The organism is Saccharospirillum sp. ABV4_185 (assembly GCF_056159245.1).
Genome location: NZ_JBSWUW010000001.1, coordinates 118,227 through 136,695, shown reverse-complemented (window position 1 = coordinate 136,695; position 18,469 = coordinate 118,227). Strand labels below are relative to the sequence as shown.

General features: G+C 52.2%; 18 protein-coding genes and 1 tRNA gene. 10 read left to right on the top strand and 9 right to left on the bottom strand.

Annotated elements, in window-relative coordinates; genetic code table 11:
- Positions 1 to 3: 3 nt before the first annotated feature.
- The 4 genes from secD to queA form a co-directional block, all read right to left on the bottom strand.
- Positions 4 to 1,851 carry a protein translocase subunit SecD gene (gene secD, locus ACXAE6_RS00610; RefSeq protein WP_475143120.1) on the bottom strand — a complete coding sequence of 616 codons (1,848 nt, stop codon included), beginning with the start codon at positions 1,849 to 1,851 and terminating at the stop codon, positions 4 to 6.
- A 97-nt stretch (positions 1,852 to 1,948) separates the two neighbouring features.
- Positions 1,949 to 2,302: a preprotein translocase subunit YajC gene (gene yajC / locus ACXAE6_RS00605; RefSeq protein WP_392800226.1), complete on the bottom strand. Its 354-nt coding sequence runs from the start codon at positions 2,300 to 2,302 to the stop codon at positions 1,949 to 1,951.
- 130 nt (positions 2,303 to 2,432) lie between these two features.
- Positions 2,433 to 3,551 carry a tRNA guanosine(34) transglycosylase Tgt gene (tgt, locus tag ACXAE6_RS00600; protein WP_475151678.1) on the bottom strand — a complete coding sequence of 373 codons (1,119 nt, stop codon included), beginning with the start codon at positions 3,549 to 3,551 and terminating at the stop codon, positions 2,433 to 2,435.
- A gap of 14 nt (positions 3,552 to 3,565) precedes the next feature.
- Positions 3,566 to 4,606, bottom strand: a complete 1,041-nt coding sequence (gene queA, locus ACXAE6_RS00595; RefSeq protein ID WP_475143114.1) for a tRNA preQ1(34) S-adenosylmethionine ribosyltransferase-isomerase QueA — start codon at positions 4,604 to 4,606, stop codon at positions 3,566 to 3,568.
- Between the two features lie 244 nt (positions 4,607 to 4,850).
- On the opposite strand from queA, the gene pyrC reads away from it, so the two are divergent.
- From pyrC to ACXAE6_RS00560, 7 genes are all read left to right on the top strand, one after another.
- Positions 4,851 to 5,891, top strand: coding sequence for a dihydroorotase (pyrC, locus tag ACXAE6_RS00590; protein ID WP_475143111.1), 1,041 nt, complete (start codon positions 4,851 to 4,853; stop codon positions 5,889 to 5,891).
- A gap of 63 nt (positions 5,892 to 5,954) precedes the next feature.
- A tRNA-Leu gene (locus ACXAE6_RS00585) sits at positions 5,955 to 6,041 on the top strand.
- A 245-nt stretch (positions 6,042 to 6,286) separates the two neighbouring features.
- Positions 6,287 to 8,065 carry an ATP-dependent nuclease gene (locus tag ACXAE6_RS00580; RefSeq protein WP_475143109.1) on the top strand — a complete coding sequence of 593 codons (1,779 nt, stop codon included), beginning with the start codon at positions 6,287 to 6,289 and terminating at the stop codon, positions 8,063 to 8,065.
- Positions 8,065 to 9,861, top strand: a complete 1,797-nt coding sequence (locus tag ACXAE6_RS00575) for a site-specific DNA-methyltransferase (protein ID WP_475143106.1) — start codon at positions 8,065 to 8,067, stop codon at positions 9,859 to 9,861. Before ACXAE6_RS00580 ends, ACXAE6_RS00575 begins: the two co-directional genes overlap by 1 nt.
- A 2-nt stretch (positions 9,862 to 9,863) precedes the next feature.
- A complete protein-coding gene (locus tag ACXAE6_RS00570; protein WP_475143103.1) occupies positions 9,864 to 12,518 on the top strand; it encodes a DEAD/DEAH box helicase in 2,655 nt (884 codons plus the stop codon).
- A gap of 45 nt (positions 12,519 to 12,563) precedes the next feature.
- The gene (locus ACXAE6_RS00565) at positions 12,564 to 13,586 is read left to right on the top strand and encodes a hypothetical protein (protein WP_475143101.1); all 1,023 of its coding nucleotides are present in this window, start codon (positions 12,564 to 12,566) and stop codon (positions 13,584 to 13,586) included.
- Positions 13,587 to 13,625: 39 nt separating this feature from the next.
- Positions 13,626 to 13,973 (top strand): hypothetical protein, encoded by a 348-nt coding sequence (locus tag ACXAE6_RS00560; protein WP_475143098.1) that lies wholly within the window; start codon positions 13,626 to 13,628, stop codon positions 13,971 to 13,973.
- 104 nt (positions 13,974 to 14,077) lie between these two features.
- Here the strand turns inward: ACXAE6_RS00560 and ACXAE6_RS00555 are convergent, their stop codons facing one another.
- Entirely contained in the window at positions 14,078 to 14,458 is a 381-nt protein-coding gene (locus ACXAE6_RS00555) for a hypothetical protein (protein ID WP_475143095.1), read from the bottom strand.
- 116 nt (positions 14,459 to 14,574) lie between these two features.
- Between ACXAE6_RS00555 and ACXAE6_RS00550 the strand changes: the two genes are divergently transcribed.
- A complete protein-coding gene (locus ACXAE6_RS00550) occupies positions 14,575 to 14,778 on the top strand; it encodes a CsbD family protein (RefSeq protein ID WP_475143091.1) in 204 nt (67 codons plus the stop codon).
- Between the two features lie 68 nt (positions 14,779 to 14,846).
- The gene (locus ACXAE6_RS00545) at positions 14,847 to 15,398 is read left to right on the top strand and encodes a hypothetical protein (protein WP_475143088.1); all 552 of its coding nucleotides are present in this window, start codon (positions 14,847 to 14,849) and stop codon (positions 15,396 to 15,398) included.
- A gap of 236 nt (positions 15,399 to 15,634) precedes the next feature.
- On the opposite strand, the gene ACXAE6_RS00540 is transcribed toward ACXAE6_RS00545, so the two are convergent.
- Complete coding sequence (locus tag ACXAE6_RS00540; protein WP_475143086.1) at positions 15,635 to 15,796, bottom strand: hypothetical protein; 162 nt, start codon at positions 15,794 to 15,796, stop codon at positions 15,635 to 15,637.
- A gap of 391 nt (positions 15,797 to 16,187) precedes the next feature.
- Between ACXAE6_RS00540 and ACXAE6_RS00535 the strand changes: the two genes are divergently transcribed.
- Positions 16,188 to 16,475, top strand: coding sequence for a hypothetical protein (locus ACXAE6_RS00535; RefSeq protein WP_475143083.1), 288 nt, complete (start codon positions 16,188 to 16,190; stop codon positions 16,473 to 16,475).
- 17 nt (positions 16,476 to 16,492) lie between these two features.
- Here ACXAE6_RS00535 and ACXAE6_RS00530 read toward each other — a convergent pair whose 3' ends face one another.
- From ACXAE6_RS00530 to ACXAE6_RS00520, 3 genes are all read right to left on the bottom strand, one after another.
- Positions 16,493 to 16,735 (bottom strand): hypothetical protein, encoded by a 243-nt coding sequence (locus ACXAE6_RS00530; RefSeq protein WP_475143081.1) that lies wholly within the window; start codon positions 16,733 to 16,735, stop codon positions 16,493 to 16,495.
- Positions 16,692 to 17,456: a diguanylate cyclase domain-containing protein gene (locus ACXAE6_RS00525; RefSeq protein WP_475143079.1), complete on the bottom strand. Its 765-nt coding sequence runs from the start codon at positions 17,454 to 17,456 to the stop codon at positions 16,692 to 16,694. Before ACXAE6_RS00525 ends, ACXAE6_RS00530 begins: the two co-directional genes overlap by 44 nt.
- Positions 17,457 to 17,647: 191 nt before the next feature.
- Positions 17,648 to 18,463, bottom strand: a complete 816-nt coding sequence (locus ACXAE6_RS00520) for an OmpA family protein (protein WP_475143077.1) — start codon at positions 18,461 to 18,463, stop codon at positions 17,648 to 17,650.
- Positions 18,464 to 18,469: the final 6 nt, after the last annotated feature.

The window sequence follows — 18,469 nt, the reverse complement described above, 5'->3', positions numbered from 1 at the left end:
TCCTCAGATCGGCAGCTTTTTCAGGGCCCGACCACCAAAGGTCAGGTTTGCCAGCGCACGCGTCAGCATGATGGCCGTGAACATGGAGGTGATGATGCCCACCGACAGCGTCACCGCGAAGCCTTTGACCGGACCGGTGCCAATGGCAAACAGAATCACCGCGACGATCAAGGTGGTGATGTTAGCATCGAGAATGGTTACGAAAGCACGGCCGTAACCGGCGTCGATGGCTGCTTGTGGTGATCGTCCCTGAGCAAGCTCTTCACGAATGCGGCTGAAAATCAGCACGTTGGCGTCCACCGCCATACCGATGGTCAGCACGATACCGGCAATACCGGGCAAGGTCAGCGTAGCGCCCATCAGCGACATTACCGCGACAATCAATACCAGGTTGGCGCTCAGCGCGACGCTGGCGAAGATGCCGAAAACCTTGTACCAGGCAACCATAAACAGCACCACCAGGGCGAAACCGATCAGCGCTGAGTTGGTGCCCTGGCGGATGTTTTCCGCGCCCAGGCTAGGGCCGATGGTGCGTTCTTCGACAAAGCTCATCGGTGCCGCCAGCGCACCTGCGCGCAGCAGCAGCGCCAGTTCGGAGGCTTCCTGCGGGCTGTCCAGACCGGTGATCACGAACGAGTTGGAGAAGGCGCCGCGAATGGTTGCCAGCGAAATAATCTCTTTCTCTTCGACGCTGTCGTAAATCGGTACCGCTTCGCCATTTTGCTGTTCGTAACGCTGCAGTACTGACTTCTGTTCGATGAACAAAACGCCCATCGGACGGCCGATATTGGAACGCGTCACCTGACCCATGCGCGAGCCGCCTTCGCCGTCCAGGCTGACCTGAACCTGCGGCAGACCGTTCTGGTCGTAAGAGGTACGTGCATCGGTGACGTTGTCGCCAGTGACGATGACGTCGCGTTCCAGAGACGCCGTACCACGGCCGCCCTGGCTGGAACGCATCGGGAAGACTTCACCACCACTGGTGGCTTCCAGACGAAATTCCAGGTTGGCAGCCTTGCCCAGAATGTTCTTCGCCTGAGCGGTGTCTTGCACGCCTGGCAGTTCCACCACGATGCGGTTCTCACCCTGACGTTGAACCAGCGGTTCGGCCACGCCCAGTTCGTTAACACGGTTGTTCAGGGTGGTGCGGTTCTGGCTGACGGCGTAGTCCTGCAATTCATTGATGCGGGCGTCGGTCAGCGTCAGCGACAGGCCGGGCAGGCCACGCGCTTCGATGTTCTCGTATTGGAAATCGGGCAGGTTGTCACGCAGCCAGTCTTCGGCCTGGTCGCGGAAATCGCTGTCGGCCAGCAGAATCTGAATGGAATCGTTGTCGAGCACATCGACGCCACGATAACGGATATTTTCTTCGCGGAAGCTGCGCCGGATATTGGCCGAGTAGCTGTTCAACTGAGTATCGATAAAGCGGTCCATATCGACTTCCAGCAGGAAGTGCACACCGCCGGACAGATCGAGACCTAAAGCCATGGGTTGCGCGCCAAGGGCGGTCAACCAGTCGGGCGTGGTCGGTGCCAGGTTCAGGGCAACGATGTAGTCGCTACCCAGGCCGCGTTGAATGGCGGCTTTGGCGTCCAGCTGGTCGTCATTGGAATTCAGTCGCACCAGTGCTGATTGACCGACGACTTCCTCGCCAAAGTGGTCGATGCCGGCTTCGTCGAGCAAGTTGGTAATGCGGTTCAGACTGGTCTGGTTCATAACCATGCCGGCGTCGGCGCCACGCACCTGGACAGCCGGGTCGGCGGGAAAGAGGTTCGGTAAGCTGTAGAGGATGCCCAACGCCAGCACAACGACGACGATGGCGTATTTCCACAGCGGATACTTGTTCAGCATGAGGGTTTCCTGAGCGATTGAGCAGGCCAGAGAGCCAGCGAGCTACCGGCTTAATTGAAAACGCCGCTTCCGAAGAAGCGGCGTTGGCTGCGGCCGATTAGAGGGCCTTCAGCGTGCCCTTGGGCAGGGTGGCGACGATGGCCTGTTTTTGGAAAGTCAGTTCAACTTTCTCGGCGACTTCAACGCTGACGTAGTCGTCGCTGACTTTGGTGACCTTGCCAGCGATGCCAGCAGCGGTGGTCACTTCATCGCCTTTGCTCAGCGCAGCGATCAGCGCTTTGTGTTCTTTGGCGCGCTTGCTTTGCGGACGCCAAACCATGAACCAGAAGATCAGCACGAACAGGCCGAGCATGATCGGCAATTGCCAGGTCGGTTGTGCCGGAGCGGCAGGAGCAGCCAGGGCCAGCGCCGGGGACAGAGCCAGGGCAGCGGCGGCGAGCAGTTTTTTCATTGTGTAACTCCGAAATGCCAGAGGTTGATTGAATTTGTAATAAGCCAGAGGCAGTTAAATAGGCATAGCAGCCCCATTTGATGGGGCCGTTTGGCCAAGCCTCAAGGCTGGGTGTTCGGTTGTTGGTCGATCACAGCGTCAGCGGCGGTGTTTCCAGGCCACGAGCCGCGTAGAAGTCGTCCACAAAGGCCGACAATTTACCCGCTTCAATGGCACCGCGCAAACCAGCCATTAAGCGCTGGTAATAGCGCAGATTGTGCAGCGTGCCGAGTTGGGCGCCGAGCATTTCGCCGCATTTGTCCAAATGGTGTAAATAGGCGCGGCTGAAGTTCTGGCAGGTATAGCAATCGCACTGCGCATCGAGCGGCGCGGTGTCGTGACGGTGGCGGGCGTTGCGGATGCGCACCACGCCGTCGGTGGTGAAAAAGTGACCGTTGCGACCGTTACGCGTCGGCATCACACAGTCGAACATATCGACACCACGGCGCACGCCTTCAACCAAATCTTCCGGCGTGCCGACGCCCATCAGGTAGCGCGGCTTATCGGTCGGCATCTGCGGGGTGACGTGGTCGAGCATGCGCATCATGTCTTCTTTGGGTTCACCCACGCTGAGGCCGCCGATGGCGTAGCCGTCGAAGCCGATGTCGGTGAGGCCGTTCAGGCTGACATCGCGCAGGTCTTCATACATGCCGCCCTGAATGATGCCGAACAAGGCTGACGGGCTGTCGCCGTGGGCGGTCTTGGAACGTTTCGCCCAACGCAGGCTCAATTCCATCGATTTTTTAGCGACTTCGTGCGTCGCCGGGTGCGGTGTGCACTCATCGAAAATCATCACGATGTCGGAACCCAAAGCGCGCTGCACTTCCATGGAACGCTCCGGCGTCAGCTCGACCTTGGCGCCATCGACCGGCGAGCGGAAGGTCACACCTTGCTCGGTGATCTTGCGCATCTTGCCCAGCGAGAACACCTGAAAACCGCCGGAGTCGGTGAGAATCGGTTTATTCCAGCCGGCGAAATCGTGCAGGTCGCCGTGCTCTTCAATCACCTGAGTGCCTGGGCGCAACATCAGATGAAAGGTGTTGCCGAGAATGATGTGCGCACCGATCTCTTCAATCTGCTGCGGCGTCATGCCTTTCACCGTGCCGTAGGTGCCGACCGGCATAAAGGCCGGTGTCTCGACTTTACCGCGCGGGAAATTCAGGGTGCCACGACGGGCAGCGCCATCGGTGGTTTTGAGTTCAAAGTCCATAAAACATTGGCGGGTCATGCGGTGTCCTCGGATTGGCGGCTGACAAACATGGCATCGCCGTAACTGAAAAAGCGGTAGCGTTCTGCGATGGCGGCTTCATAGGCGGCCATCACCGCATCGCGGCCGGCAAAGGCGCTGATCAACATGATCAACGTCGACTGCGGCAAATGAAAGTTGGTGACCAGCGCATCCACCACCGCGAAACGATAGCCCGGATAGATAAAGATGTTGGTGTCGCCGGTAAAAGGTTGTAGCTCACCGGAGGCAGCGGCCGATTCCAGCGACCGTACCGAGGTGGTGCCGACGGCAATAACCCGGCCACCACGCGCGCGGGTTTCACGCACCGCCTCGACCACGGCTTCGGAAACTTCAATCCACTCCGAATGCATATGGTGGTCTTCAACCTTGTCCGCTTTCACCGGCTGAAAGGTACCGGCGCCGACGTGCAGCGTGACGAAAGCCGTGTTCACGCCCTTGTCGGCGAGCTTCTTTAATAGCGCTTCATCGAAATGCAGGCCGGCGGTCGGTGCCGCCACAGCGCCACGGCGTTCGGCGTAGACGGTCTGGTAACGATCGCGGTCGCTCGCCTCATCAGCGCGGTCGATATAGGGCGGCAGCGGCATATGACCGTGTTGTTCCAACAGTTCAACCAGCGGCGTCTCGTTCAGGCAGCGCAGTTTAAAGAGGTTGTCGTCACGGCCAGTCACTTCCAGTTCGATGCCGCCTTCCAGCTCCAAACGAGCGCCTGCTTTGGGCGAGCGCGACGAACGCACATGCGCCAGCGCCGTTTGCTCACCGGTCATGCGCTCGATCAACACTTCGATCTTGCCGCCGCTGGCTTTCTGGCCAAACAGCCGCGCCGGTATCACCCGGGTGTTGTTGAACACCAGCAGATCGCCAGGTTCGAGCTGGTCGAGCAAGTCCGGGAACTGGCGATGCGTTATGGCACCGGTAGTGCCATCAAGGCACAGCAGGCGGCTGCCGGTGCGCTCGGCGGCGGGTTGGCGAGCGATCAGCTCGTCGGGCAAATTGAAATCGAAATCGCGAACGTCCATGCGGGTCGTCGGGCCTGGAAAAAGGGCCGCGTATTTTAGGGGCAGAGCGGACATAAAAAAAGCCGGCAGAGGCCGGCCAAGGTTCCGAGGTTCTCCGATCGCTACGATCGGTTGCCGAGTGCTTTAACGACGAGCGCAGACTAACTCCGTTCCATGACCGCCCAATGACAGCGCCAGGCGTTGAAATCTGGTAAAATCCGGCGCGCTTATTTTCACTGCTGTTACCACTATTTAGGCCCTGTCGATGACTCAACTGACCCTGCGTACCCCGGACGATTGGCACCTGCACTTTCGTGACGATTCCATGCTGGCCGAAACCGTGCCCGCCACCGCGCGCTGCTTTGCCCGCGCCATTGTCATGCCCAACCTGACGCCGCCGGTCACCAGCGCCGACATGGCCAGCGCCTACCGCGAACGCATTCTGGCATCACGGCCGGCCGGCAGCAGTTTCGAGCCACTGATGACGCTCTATTTAACCGACCGCACCACGGCTGCCGATATCCAGGCCGCCAAAGCCGCCGGTGTGGTTGCTGCCAAGCTCTATCCGGCCGGTGCGACCACTAACTCCACGGCAGGCATCAGCGCGCTGGAAAGCCTCGACCCGGTGTTCGACGCTCTGGCCGAAGCGGGATTGTTATTGCTGATTCACGGCGAAGTCACCGATGGCGATGTTGATATCTTCGACCGCGAACAGGTATTTATCGACCGTCATCTGGCGGGCATCGTCGAGCGTCACCCGGGCTTAAAAGTCGTCTTCGAACACATCACCACCAAAGACGCCGCCGACTTCGTACTGGCCGCGCCCGACCGCGTCGCCGCCACGCTCACGCCGCAGCACCTGATGCTCAACCGCAACGACTTACTGGTTGGTGGCATCCGTCCGCACAACTATTGTTTACCGGTGCTCAAGCGCCGCACTCATCAGGAAGCGCTGCGCGCCGCCGTCGCCAGCGGCTCACCCAAATTCTTCCTGGGCACCGATTCCGCCCCACACGAACGCCACAAAAAAGAAACCGCCTGCGGCTGCGCCGGCTGCTATTCCGCCTGGTCGGCGCTGGAACTCTACGCCCAGGTGTTCGAAGAACTCGGCGCGCTCGACAAACTGGAAGCCTTCGCCAGCGAACACGGCCCCAACTTCTACGGCCTGCCGCTCAACCAAGGCACCGTCACCCTGGTGCGCGAACCCTGGCAACTGCCAGCGCAGATCGACCTGGCCGATGGCGAGACGATCGTCCCGTTCCAGGCCGGCCAAACCATCAACTGGCGCGTGAAAAGCGCAACTTGAGCCAGACAAGCCATTGACGGGCAAGGATTTTTCGCTAGAATGCCCGTCACTTGCGAAAGCAATGCCAGAGTGGCGAAATTGGTAGACGCAGGGGATTCAAAATCCCCCGGTGGCAACACTGTGCCGGTTCGAGTCCGGCCTCTGGTACCATATTAGATAGCCCTGATCACGTTGAGTGGTTGGGGCTTTTTTGTGCTCGGCGTCGCTACCGGACTCAAACCGGCACTGTGCCGGCCGAAGCGTCGGACCGTCGAGTCCGGCCTCTGGTACCAAATTTAAAGGAGCCCTGATCACGTTGAGTGGTTGGGGCTTTTTTGTTGTTTCCTCTGGCTGAAAGGCGCCGCATCTTGTAGGTTTCCTACGTTCAAAGGACTCAGCAAACCAAGGAGCCTCAGATGCATCGAGTGAGTTGCATACATATCGAAAACTTCAAGGCTTGCCGAAATGTTACCCTCCAGCTAGACAGCTACACCCCTCTTGTTGGGCAGAACAACGCGGGGAAATCCACGATCCTTGAAGCGCTTCGCTGGGTGTTAAAACCTAGTGCCTTAAAATCTGGCGATTTCAATGATCCTCAACAACCAGTGGTGATTGCAGCTTGCATAGATGGCGTTGATGAAAACGTCATAGCCTTGATTCCCAATGCAGCTCATAGGCGTGCGATAGAGCCATTTTGCCGCGACGGTCGCCTCTGGATAAGGGTATTGGCAACAGGTACTGGGGCGAATTCGATTAGTCAGGAAGTCTGGGAGGTAGATGAATGCCCTCAAGAAGGAGTCCCGGAGCAATGGCGTAATTACCCAACTGGACTTCCCCAGGCAGTAAAGGCATTGCTACCTGAGCCACTTCATGTGCTGGCTATGCACGACATTGGTGAAGACCTCGGCAAAGCCAAAGCGGGTACCACAATCAAGGGGCTGTTAGATGAAATTATGCAACCATTATTGGCAGCCCATGAAGAATTGACGACCTCACTTAATACCATCCGAAGCATCTTAACTAAAGATGGCGCACAGCGTTCTGAGCATTTGCAGCAATTCGATACGAATGCTACCACCGCGCTAGATAACTTCTTTCCGGGATTGTCGCTAGACCTGGATTTGCAAATCGTAGAACTGAAAGAGTTTTTTAAAGCAGGCAACCTCAGTGTTACCAACACAACCAATGGCGAGCGGCGTCGTTTTGATGAAATGGGCACAGGCGCACAACGGGCAATACAGCTAGCCCTAATACGATACCTGGCGGATATACGGCGTACCGAAAATGACCAGCTTTCCCGTCGGCTACTTTTAATTGATGAACCCGAGCTCTACCTGCACCCTCAAGGCGTAAGGCGTTTGCGCGAAGCCTTGAAAACGCTATCGGGTGCGGGGTTCCAAGTGGTGTTTTCAACCCACTCTCCGCTGATGCTTAGCCGCGATAATGCCCATAACACTGTTATTGTGGGCAATACTCCTGATGAAGGGGTTACCGCTAGGAAACCAATGAGCCAGGCCGTTCGTGATGCTATTGCTGGCGCTGAAGCGCAATCACAAACGCTTTTTGAATTGGGTAACTTAACCGAGATCTACTTTGCCGAGCGCGTTGTACTGTGCGAGGGAAAGACAGACCGAAGGTTACTGCCTCTGGCCTATGAACAGCTTTACCAGCGTTCACCCGATTTAGATCATATCGCTTTTGTATCTATTGGAAGTTGTTCAGGTTTTGGCAAGGCGCTGGACGTGCTTAATGCCATGGGTATTCGCGCCTGTGCGATAGCGGACCTTGATTTCGCCTATACCAACGCTCGGACGAGTGATTTACTCGAACGGGAAGGCGCAGATTTAGAGGACGTGAAGACCGTACTCAACCGCCTGCAACCTGAAAAAGGTTTCCGTTTGAGCGACAATGGCCTTCCCCAAAAAGGGAATGACTGGACCGCTGCTGATGTTTGGGCTTGTTTCGCATCGGATGAAGAAGGGAAGCAACTTGCGCAAAACAACCACGAGCAGCTAAAAGCCTCACAAGTTTGGGTTTGGCCTGTCGGTTGTATAGAACAGGTGACCGGCGCGACAGACAAAGGCGAAGACGCCATTATTGAGCAAGAGCGACAGTTACGCGCTATGAACGCAGAACAGATTGAACAACAAATGCCCGCCTTTAAGGCGTGTCTCGATTGGATTAGGAGTCGTTAATGCCCACGCTCGAATTTAAGGGTAAGCAATTCGTTTATTCGCATCACCTCAGTGTGCCGTTTCGTGAATTACAGGTGGTACCGGAAAAATCTTTGCCGTTGGAAGGAAAGCAACCTTCATTGGACGATAACCTTATTATCCATGGCGATAACCTAGAAGCGCTTAAAGCATTGCTGCCAACCCATGCGGGAAAAGTAGACTGTATCTTTATTGATCCGCCTTATAACACTGGCGAGGAAGGTTGGTGCTATAACGATAATGTACGTTCGCCTTTAATGAAGGAGTGGCTTAAAAAGTCAGCCAATCCTGTCGACAAAGATGATCTTGAACGTCATGACAAATGGCTGTGTATGATGTGGCCAAGAATTAATATCTTAAAGGAATTGTTGTCCTCAAGAGGAAGTATTTGGATAACAATAGATGATAATGAGTCCCATCGACTTAGAATGTTATTAGACGAGATAATGGGAGAAAGTAGGTTTGTCGCCAATATTGTTTGGCAGCATTCTGTTCAAGGTAAGGGTTATAGCGATATTTTTTCGGTCCATCATAACCATATGCTTGTTTATGGAAATGAAGATTTTTCCTTCGATGGGCTAGATAGAAGAGAAGAAGACAATGTTAATTATTCGAATCCCGATAATGATCCGAATGGGCCGTGGAGATTAGGAGACGTACGTAACTCTTTGTATAGGCCTAACCTAAAATATAGATTGGACACACCTTCAGGCGGGTATATTGATCCTCCAGAAAATGGATGGAGATGGAAAGAGGAGACATTCAAAAAGAAAATAAAATCTGGAGAAGCTAGATTTGTTGACGATGAAACTAGAGTGATCCGAAAAATTTATTTGAAAGACCAAGAGAAAAGAGCGCCAGAGACTATTTGGTTTTCTTCTGATGTTGGAAGCACTCGACATGCAAATAACACCCTAAAGCGGATGTTTGATGGCGTCTCACCATTTCCTACTCCTAAGCCAGTTGAGTTGGTGGAGCGTGTTCTTAAATTAGCTGCATTTGAAGACTCTATAATACTGGACTCTTTTGCCGGTTCGGGAACTACTGCTCATAGTGTATTGAAATCTAATATAGAAGATGATGGTAAGCGTCGCTTTATTCTAGTCGAGTGTGAAGATTATGCTGACTCGCTTACGGCAGAGCGTGTTCGTCGGGCTATCAAAGGATATCACTTCAAAGGGACGCAGCGAGATGAACTATATCGGGATAGTATTACGTGGAGCGCTTTCGAGAAGAAACAATCAAAAATCTTGGGTCACATTACTTCCATTGAAAACTTACATAGCCATGAATACGACAAGATTAGTAAACAAATAAAAGACGGAGTGCTCACTGTATTAGGTGAACGCGAAGTAACAGAAACCGCGCCTGGATTGGGCGGCAGCTTTACCTACTGTTCTTTGGGTGAGCCGATTGATATCGAGAGTCTGCTGACGGGCAAAGATATGCCTAGTTTCGAAGCACTGGCTCGCTATGTGTTCTATACGGCGACAGGCCAATCTCTCGAAAAAGTTGGTAAACCGGCTCCCGATGGTTTTATTGGCGAAACTGAACTATTCCGTGTGCACCTTTTTTATCAGCCAGATAAATCTTGGTTGCGCTCTAACGAAGCAGCGCTTAATGCCGAGCGGCTGGTAGCCATTGAACAAAGTAACAAAGGCGGTAAACGGACCATTGTTTTTGCCGTGGCCAAGTTTATGAGCCAAAAAGAACTGACAGCCAAACGCATTGAATTCTGCCAGTTGCCCTACGCCGTTCACCGGATTTTAGGGGACTGAACATGGAACTGAAAGAATACCAGCAAGGCGTACTGGGTAAGCTAGAGCGCTACTTAACGGTTTTAGCGGAACAGCGAGAAGAGGCGGAAGATTTCGTAGAGTTCCAGAAAAGCAAGGGCAAAGAAGCCAACTTAGGGGATTATTGCCGAGATACCTGGGATCAGCTTAATACCGAGCGGTTGTTGCCATATCTGTATCAAAAAGATGACCCCATCGTGGCACCCTATTTATCACGCCATGATGGATTGGGTAACTCGATTCCTAATATCTGCTTAAAAGTGCCTACTGGCGGTGGTAAAACTTTACTGGCAACGGCTGTACTGGAGCGTGTGCAAACCGATTATTTCAAGCGGCAAACCGGGTTGGTGTTATGGGTGGTGCCTTCGGAGGCTATCTACCGTCAGACTTGGAAGCAGTTGGCTAATCGTGAACATCCCTATCGGCAAATGTTAGAACGAGCTTCTGGAGGGCGGGTGAAGTTACTGGAAAAGACCGATGCGTTTACTCGCCAGGATGTGGAAGGGCAGTTATGTGTCATGTTGCTGATGCTGCCTTCCGCCGCTAGAAAGTCCAAAGAGACATTGCGACTGTTTCGGGACAGTGGTCGATTTACCTCCTTCTTTCCACTGGAAGACGATTACGAAGCCAACAATGCGTTACTGACGAATATACCGAATTTAGATCAAAACGATCTGGTCGATTACGGCTACGGTGAAGGTGTTGTTCCGGGCACGATCTCTGTTAAGCAAAGTTTGGGCAATGTATTGCGGTTGGTCCGTCCTATAGTCGTTGTCGATGAAGGGCATAAAGCCTATTCCGATACCGCCCGTAATACCTTAGCTGGCTTTAATCCGCGTTTTATCTTGGAGCTATCGGCGACCCCAAACACCAATGGCATACACCAATCTAACGTTTTAGTGAATGTGCCCGGTGCCGATCTAAAAGATGAAGAAATGATTAAATTGCCCATCAACGTGATTAACGAGGGCAAAGGCGATTGGAAACATACGTTATCACTAGCGCATGCAAAACAAGTCGAGCTAGAAGAGTCTAGTGCAGCTTATCAGAATAAGGCGGGTCGCTATATTCGTCCTATAGTCGTAGTGCGTGTTGAGCGTACCGGCAAGGAACAACGTGATGCTGGCTTCGTTCATTCAGAAGATGCTCGCGAATATTTGCGTGATCAACTCGGCGTGAAGGAAGAGCATATACGTCTTAAGACCTCCAGCGACGACGAGCTTGCCGATGAGGATTTGTTGTCTCCAACTTCACCAGTACGTTTTATCATCACGAAAGACGCACTGCGTGAAGGCTGGGATTGTCCCTTTGCCTATGTGTTGGCTGTTTTATCGCGCACTACCGCAACAACTGCATTAACCCAAATGATAGGACGTGTACTGCGACAGCCCTATGCCCAAGCCACACATGTGGCAGCATTGGATGAGTGCTACGTTTTCACCTTCGACCAAGACGTAACCGAAGCGGTTAATGGCGTTCGCAAGGGCTTGGAGGATGAAGGCATGGCCGATTTAGCCTCCAGCGTTAAAGCGGTAGACCCAAGCAGTGGTCAAGCTCGGAATATGCGCCGTGAGACCATAAGGCGTAACGAAAAGTTCAAAGGCCTCCCTCCCATTTTTCTGCCGAGAGTTTTGCATCTGGATAAGACTGCATCGGATGGTTATCGCCCATTAGATTACGAGCGGGATGTACTGGGTGAGTTGAATTGGGATGCATTGCAATTCTTGTCGGCTGAAAAGGCAACAATGGATGAGGCAAAGCTCCAGCGTACAGTTGCCCGTGTCAATCTGGATCGAAAAGCAAAAGGTGCAGAGCAAACGGTATTTGACCTTGAGCAAGAAGATATCGAAGTTAGACCGGACGAAGGACTAGACGTCCCCTACCTTGTGCGCCAATTATTGGATGTGGTGCCTAACCCTTGGCAAGGCATGCGCTTACTGGACGAGACTTTGAGTGCCTTGAAAGCACAAGGTGTTAGTGACGAACAGGTTTTTGTCAATCGCCTCGATTTAGTTCAGTCGATGAAACGAGATTTGCGCGAGCAGGTTAACGAAATGGCAGAATCACTGTTCCGCGAAAAACTGGAAAGCGGTGAGATTGCCTTAAGGCTCGTGTCATCAAATGATCCAGCACTTAACTGGAAGATCGCTGAAACGTTAGAGATTGATTTAGCAGATATTGATCAACAACTATATAGAAAGAATGGCGAGCCGTTAGAAAAAAATTTATTTGAGAAGGTTTATCAGAAAGAGTTCAACAATCTGGAAAAGAATACAGCCTGGTACCTTGATGAGCATAAGTGTGTCTATTGGTGGCATCGAATTGCCGTTAACCAACGCTCTTATGGTTTACAGGGCTGGCAGAAACACCGCGTATATCCCGATTTACTGGCTTGTGTGCACGGAACTGATCAAGGTAAGTTCCGGTTCTCAGTGCTGGAAACTAAAGGCGATCATCTAAAAGGAAACGATGATACCGAATACAAGCGAAAGCTATTTGAACTATTGACTCAATATGCTGACGTAACTTCAGAAGTTGGACAACTTTCACTTGAGAGCCAGGATAAGCCGGTTCAATTCCAGATGGTGATGGAGAAAGACTGGAAGCCGACCGTGGAAGAAGCGATAGGTGGGTGCTGATTGGTGATCATTTAGTCATTCTTTGAAAATTTAAAAGGAAATAAGATGCCGCTCTATCAAGTAAGCGATGATGCCTTAAAACCCCTGGAATCCCGAAGCTTCCAGCAAGAGCAGATATGGGAGCGGCGCGACCTTCAACGTTTGTTGAAGATGAACATTGAAGCCATTGACCCTGAAATCATGGTGATAGCGGAAGAATTTGGCGACTGGGATGAAAGCAGCCGCCGTATCGATTTGCTGGCCGTTGATAAAGAAGCCAACTTAGTCGTTATCGAGCTGAAGCGCACCGACGATGGCGGCCATATAGAGCTTCAGGCCATTCGCTATGCGGCGATGGTTGCGAATATGACTTGGGATCAAGCTGTTAGTGCTTTTAAACGCTATCTTGAAAAAAACGGCCTAGACTTCGAAGCCGAGCCTAAGCTATGCGAGTTTTTAGGCTGGGATGTCCCCATTGAAGATGACTTCGCCCAGAGTGTGCGCATCGTTTTAGCGTCAGCCAATTTTTCTAAAGAGATAACCACCTCAGTTTTGTGGCTCAATGAGCGCGACCTAGACATTCGCTGTGTTCGTCTCACTTTGCATCGCTTGAACGATGCACTGGTCCTAAACTGCGATCAAATCATTCCGTTGCCTGAAGCCGAGAGCTATCAAGTTGAAGTTCGGCAAAAACGGCGAGAGGAAAGAGTTTCAAGAAACGAACAAAAGGATAGGTCGCTCTACTCGATCTATTACCTCGATGAACTTTATCGCGACCAGTTTAAGAAGTCAGATATTGGGTATTTCACAGTCAAGTTATTAGAGAAAAAAGGTCGGCTGGGCGAGGGATGGTTTGAGTTCTTAAAAGAAGATACGTCCTGTAGCTTCCGCTTGTTGAAGTCAGTCGATGAAATGACAGAGACGGAAAAGCGCTACTCTAAATACCGTTACACGAAAGACCCTGAAATAGTGTTTGAGGGCCAAGGCTATTATGTGGCAAGAAACTGGGGTGTTCATAATGTGCAGAAGTTTATAGATAAGATCGAAGCGAACTTCCCTGAAGTCTCATTCAGTGTTAATCAGTCTTAAATAGGTTCATTTTCGATTTGAAATACAAGGATGCAGATTATGAAACGAGAGCAGCGTGCACAGCAGTTATGGAGTGTTTTGGTCTTGGCTGCTAAGAATCGACAAGTACTAACCTACGACCTAGTGGGAAAAGCTTGCGGTGTACCAGCCGCTGCCCTTGGCGATTACCTAAGACCTATTCAGCAATACTGCATCGAAAACCGTATGCCACCGTTGACCAGCTTGGTTGTATCAAAAGAGTCGGGTATGCCTGGCAGTGGTTTTAGCTCCGATGGCAATGTGCCTCTTGCGCAAAACGAAGTATTTAACTGGGATTGGTTATCAAAGCAGGCACCAAATGAAGATGAACTTGCAGCGGCGTATAAGAATGCGCCGGATGCCCGTTAGTCTTATTGGATAACAAAGTAATTGTCTTAAAGAACTTCATACAGAGCTGATTGATAGCCCTGCCTGATTTACAACAGGCAGAACTACCCAGATGACCTCAATTACTACCGCGCATTCCCAATCTGAGCACTCCAACCCTGCTCACCGATATGCTTAGCTGCTTTGTTTAGCAGTTCTTCTCGAACCGGCTCGTTTCGGTCATCGGAAAGGTAGGTGCCCCGGTAATATTGATAACTCGATACTACTCCACGATTCTCAAGTTCCGGGTCCATTTGATGGGCGTAGTGGGTCTGGACGGGATCGGCGTCCTTTAAAAAAAGCAGATGCACTCGGTGCGATTGCCATGCGACCTTCAATGTCCAGTTCAACAACAAGTTGATATCCAATCGCTCTGCCCGCCGCAGTTTTTCAGACGAATGTTTCAGCACGACGGAGGTGGCTTTATCCGGCGGACCGATAGTGGCCATCAAGGTGGGGTAACGCACAGATAAAGATCGAAATAGTTGTCATTGTAGCTGGGTGAGGTGATGTATTAAGCCGTCCACATTTATGCCACATCATTCATCGAAACATAGAATCAACAGTGCCATAGGAGACCAAAATGAATTGGGACACTATTGAAGGCAATTGGAAAAAATATAAAGGGAAAGCCAAAGAACAGTGGGGCAAGTTGACCGATGATCGTCTTGATGTCATCGCCGGTAAGCGTGATCAATTAAAAGGAGAACTTCAGAGCACCTACGGTATTTCCAAGGATGAAGCCGAGACACAGATCAAAGACTTTGAACGCAATGGCTCCGTTTAATCAGCGGCAGGTCAACAGCACTAACACAATCGCAAACTCAATCAGCACAACATCAAAAGGAACTTACCATGATCAAAGTCAACACTGCAGTCATCACCCTCTCTCTTCTCGGTGCACTGCCGATGGCCGCACTGGCAGAGTCGTCAACCTACGGTCCAAACCAGGAGGATAAGGAGTTCTCCATCTCCGGGACCGGTAGCAACGATCAGAACTTCAATAGCGGCACCTTCGGCGTGAGCGGTGATTTGGGCTGGTACTTGAGCGAGAAACTGGTTGCCGGTGTTCGGCAAAGTGTCAACTACGCCAACATCAGCGGTGAGAGCATTACCAACGATTTCTGGAACGGCTCAACCCGTGGCTACGCCAACTATCAGTTCCTGAATGATCGTGCACGGCCGTTCGTCGGTGGCAGCCTTGGTGGCATCTATGGCGATGGCGTCAATAACAGCGCCTTTGCCGGTCTGGAAGCGGGGTTAAAGTATTACGTGCAAACGAAAACCTATTTCCTCTCTCGCATCGAGTATCAGTTCTTGTTTGAAGGCGCCAGCAATGCGTCCGATGCGTTCCAGGACGACGGCGCCTGGGCTTATACAGTAGGTCTTGGCTACAACATCGAATGAACGCAGAGCCGCTGACTGAATAGCAGCACTGTAACAACACCCATCGCAATGCGGTGGGTATCGGAGCCAATGAACAGTCTTCTGTCATTGGCTCTATTTTTATCACTGTTTGCCAACTTGCCCGAAGCGCCGGTCGTCCAGGCGTGGAGTTCTGTTACGGATGTTGGGACATAGGTTCTGGTAGCAGGCTGACGAAACGTCATGAATGTGAACAGCCTGCCAGCAGAGATTACCGATCAGTTATTGTCGGTGGCGCCTTCGATGGCATCGCCAGTTTCCTCGACTGCCTCGTCTACTTCTTCACCAGCCTCTTCGGCAGCGCCGTCGTCACAGGCAGATAACCCGATCATCAGGGCGCTCATAAGCAAACTCACTGCAAAGGTTTTACCAAGTTTCATATCTATTTAACTCCTAGGGGTTGGTTGCTGAAATACACCGGATCCGAACCGAACTGTTCAGGCCCTGCCTAATTTCCAGCACGTTTGAGCAGCATCATGACAGCCGTTGTTGCAACGTTCTGTGCGGCGGCGTACGTAGCGCTCAAACTGGCCGGTGCCGGTCAATTGATCACTCGGTACGGAAGCAAAACAGGAATGTCTCGGTTGGTACTTTCGTTGGTAATGTCGTTGGTGATGTCGTTGGTATTTTCGGTTGGTAATAGTGGCTAATTAGCGGATCTGTTCGTTGCCGCCCATACAACCGGTGGGCATTGGCGAGAGACTACACCCTGCTTGGCGATGGACGCCAAACAGCACCCACCCATGCCACACCCTTGAAATGGAGAACACCATGAGCAAGTCAACCAATAGCGACCACGCCACCACAGATCGACTCTCTGAGCGCGCCCATGAGTCGGTTGACCGCATTGCCAGGACGTCGGGTAAGGCCGAGGAGCGGATCCGCCATGAGGCCGGGGAGGCGAAAACTCATGCCAAGGAAATCGGACGGGAAACCAAGGAGCGCTCCGGTAAAACGATGCAGGCCATCAGCGGCTTCGTGCAGGGCAACCCGTTGATTTCACTGGGCCTCGCCTTTGCCGCAGGGATGGTGCTGTCTGCATCAAGGCGCAAATCCTAGTGTCCCGTCGCAGCCAATTAAAGAAAGAGGCGGCGCTGATGCGCGAGGATATTGACCGTCAGGCCCGCCTCGTTCATCAGTGCTTCGACAGTCTGGCACACCGGGCCAATGCCCTGGCACGTAGCCCCGCCGCTCTGCCCATTGCCTTCGGCGGCGGCGTTCTGGCGGACCGAGTGGGAACCACCGGCATTAGCAATCACGACAGAAAACCAGGCTTCAAAAGACGGGTTCCGACAGCAGATGACACTGTTGACCGCCATTGCTTTTGGCCTGGTACATGGCCTTATCGGCCTGCTGTATCAAACTATCGGGATCAGCCCCCTGTTCCGGGAAGATGGCAATGCCAATGCTGGTTGCCAACATCAGTGACTGGCCGTTCAGGTGGCAGCGTTCGTTGATGGCTGCGATCACCTTATTGGCAATGTTCAGCGCATCCTTGGCTGATTCAATTTGCGGTAAGAGAATCAAAAATTCATCACCACCATGACGGCTGACCGTATCGGATTGACGCACTGCGCCAACCAAACGCTCACTCAACCACTTCAACACCTCGTCGCCCATGGTATGACCGTAGTGATCGTTGATGCTCTTGAAACGATCCACATCGACAAACAAAATCGCCATGCGATAGTGATTGCGATTGGCCAGAGCAATGGCGTTTTCCAGTCGGTCCATCATCAGCGCCCGATTCGGCATTCCGGTCAGCACGTCGTGCTGACTGTAACGCGATAACTGGTACAGGCGTTTGAGTGCAGCCTTCGCCTTAAGCTCAGTCTGGGCGGCGTCCAGGCGGTCCGATGTTTGGTTGTCAAATATCCGTTGAATGTCCAGATCGCGAAGATCTTTCTTTGCTTTCCGAAGTTGTTTTTTTGTTTGTACCACTTCAATGCGTAATTGATTGAGCATGGCCCGCTGTTGCTTAATCTTTGCATCGAGTGAGATCGTTTGATCAGCACCAACATCAAATGTTGTATTGGACATAACCATGACTAGAGTCTCTCTTCGGTTGCTATCTTTTACTTCCTCTTAGTAAAACACTACTACCTAAGAACGTGACGAGCAGGGCATGGACTTGCTGTGGATGGATCTTTGGAAACCGGCACTCACAAAAAAATGCGCTCGGTAGAGCGCAACGTCGGTTCATGCATCAAAATTGATCCATTAACTATTCATTAACTCTCTGACAGCCGAGCCATGCCGGGATTGACAACCACCTCAACGCGACGGTTCATTTGCCGACCGGCCGAGGTTCCGTTATCAGCGATGGGATGGTCCTGACCCATTGCGTGCGTTTGAATCTGACTGTTGGCAACACCCAGCCTAATCAACTCACGCATTACTGAGTCGGCACGGCGCTGTGACAAGGTGTTGTTGAAGCCGCGCGTGCCAGTGCTGTCGGTGTGACCGTTAATATCTACCGATAATGCACGATCATTTTTCAACACATCGGACAGTTTTTTGAGATTCGCAGAGCTACTGGGTATGACGGTCGACTTGCCGGTATCGAACAGGATGTCACCCAGGGTGATGATCTGACCGTTAACCTGGGTATTGCTCATCTGCAGTCGATGATTCAGTACTGCAATCCGTGCTGTTTTCTGATCCAATTCTTGCTGCATCTGAGCGTCCTTACTGCTGCGCAAGGCGGCCGAGTTGGTGCTGTTTTGGAGCCTGGAAGCACGTGTTTCCTGCTGTAACGCTCGCAGTGTTGCCGTGCTTTCAGCAACCGTCACTTCACGATCGGCCATGTAGATCAGATGTTCGACGGTAGGCGCGGCTTGCTCCTTCTTGACGGCATTATCGGCCACGTCCAACGACTTTTCTGCTTGCTCCAGCTCTTGCTCAGAGTGCATCACGACCTGTGGGTTGTTCTCCGCCTGATGATAATGCGCTCGGGCACTGTCGAGGTTGGCATTGTTTGCCGGCAGGCCTGAACATGCAGTAATGGATGCTGTGAGTCCTGTTATTAAAAACAATTGAGTTTTCATATTGTG

Coding starts and splice junctions, on each gene's coding strand:
- secD (WP_475143120.1), bottom strand. CDS start 1,851: ATGCTGAACAAGTATCCGCTGTGGAAATACGCCATCGTCGTCGTTGTG.
- yajC (WP_392800226.1), bottom strand. CDS start 2,302: ATGAAAAAACTGCTCGCCGCCGCTGCCCTGGCTCTGTCCCCGGCGCTG.
- tgt (WP_475151678.1), bottom strand. CDS start 3,551: ATGGACTTTGAACTCAAAACCACCGATGGCGCTGCCCGTCGTGGCACC.
- queA (WP_475143114.1), bottom strand. CDS start 4,606: ATGGACGTTCGCGATTTCGATTTCAATTTGCCCGACGAGCTGATCGCT.
- pyrC (WP_475143111.1), top strand. CDS start 4,851: ATGACTCAACTGACCCTGCGTACCCCGGACGATTGGCACCTGCACTTT.
- ACXAE6_RS00580 (WP_475143109.1), top strand. CDS start 6,287: ATGCATCGAGTGAGTTGCATACATATCGAAAACTTCAAGGCTTGCCGA.
- ACXAE6_RS00575 (WP_475143106.1), top strand. CDS start 8,065: ATGCCCACGCTCGAATTTAAGGGTAAGCAATTCGTTTATTCGCATCAC.
- ACXAE6_RS00570 (WP_475143103.1), top strand. CDS start 9,864: ATGGAACTGAAAGAATACCAGCAAGGCGTACTGGGTAAGCTAGAGCGC.
- ACXAE6_RS00565 (WP_475143101.1), top strand. CDS start 12,564: ATGCCGCTCTATCAAGTAAGCGATGATGCCTTAAAACCCCTGGAATCC.
- ACXAE6_RS00560 (WP_475143098.1), top strand. CDS start 13,626: ATGAAACGAGAGCAGCGTGCACAGCAGTTATGGAGTGTTTTGGTCTTG.
- ACXAE6_RS00550 (WP_475143091.1), top strand. CDS start 14,575: ATGAATTGGGACACTATTGAAGGCAATTGGAAAAAATATAAAGGGAAA.
- ACXAE6_RS00545 (WP_475143088.1), top strand. CDS start 14,847: ATGATCAAAGTCAACACTGCAGTCATCACCCTCTCTCTTCTCGGTGCA.
- ACXAE6_RS00540 (WP_475143086.1), bottom strand. CDS start 15,796: ATGAAACTTGGTAAAACCTTTGCAGTGAGTTTGCTTATGAGCGCCCTG.
- ACXAE6_RS00535 (WP_475143083.1), top strand. CDS start 16,188: ATGAGCAAGTCAACCAATAGCGACCACGCCACCACAGATCGACTCTCT.
- ACXAE6_RS00530 (WP_475143081.1), bottom strand. CDS start 16,735: ATGGCGGTCAACAGTGTCATCTGCTGTCGGAACCCGTCTTTTGAAGCC.
- ACXAE6_RS00525 (WP_475143079.1), bottom strand. CDS start 17,456: ATGTCCAATACAACATTTGATGTTGGTGCTGATCAAACGATCTCACTC.
- ACXAE6_RS00520 (WP_475143077.1), bottom strand. CDS start 18,463: ATGAAAACTCAATTGTTTTTAATAACAGGACTCACAGCATCCATTACT.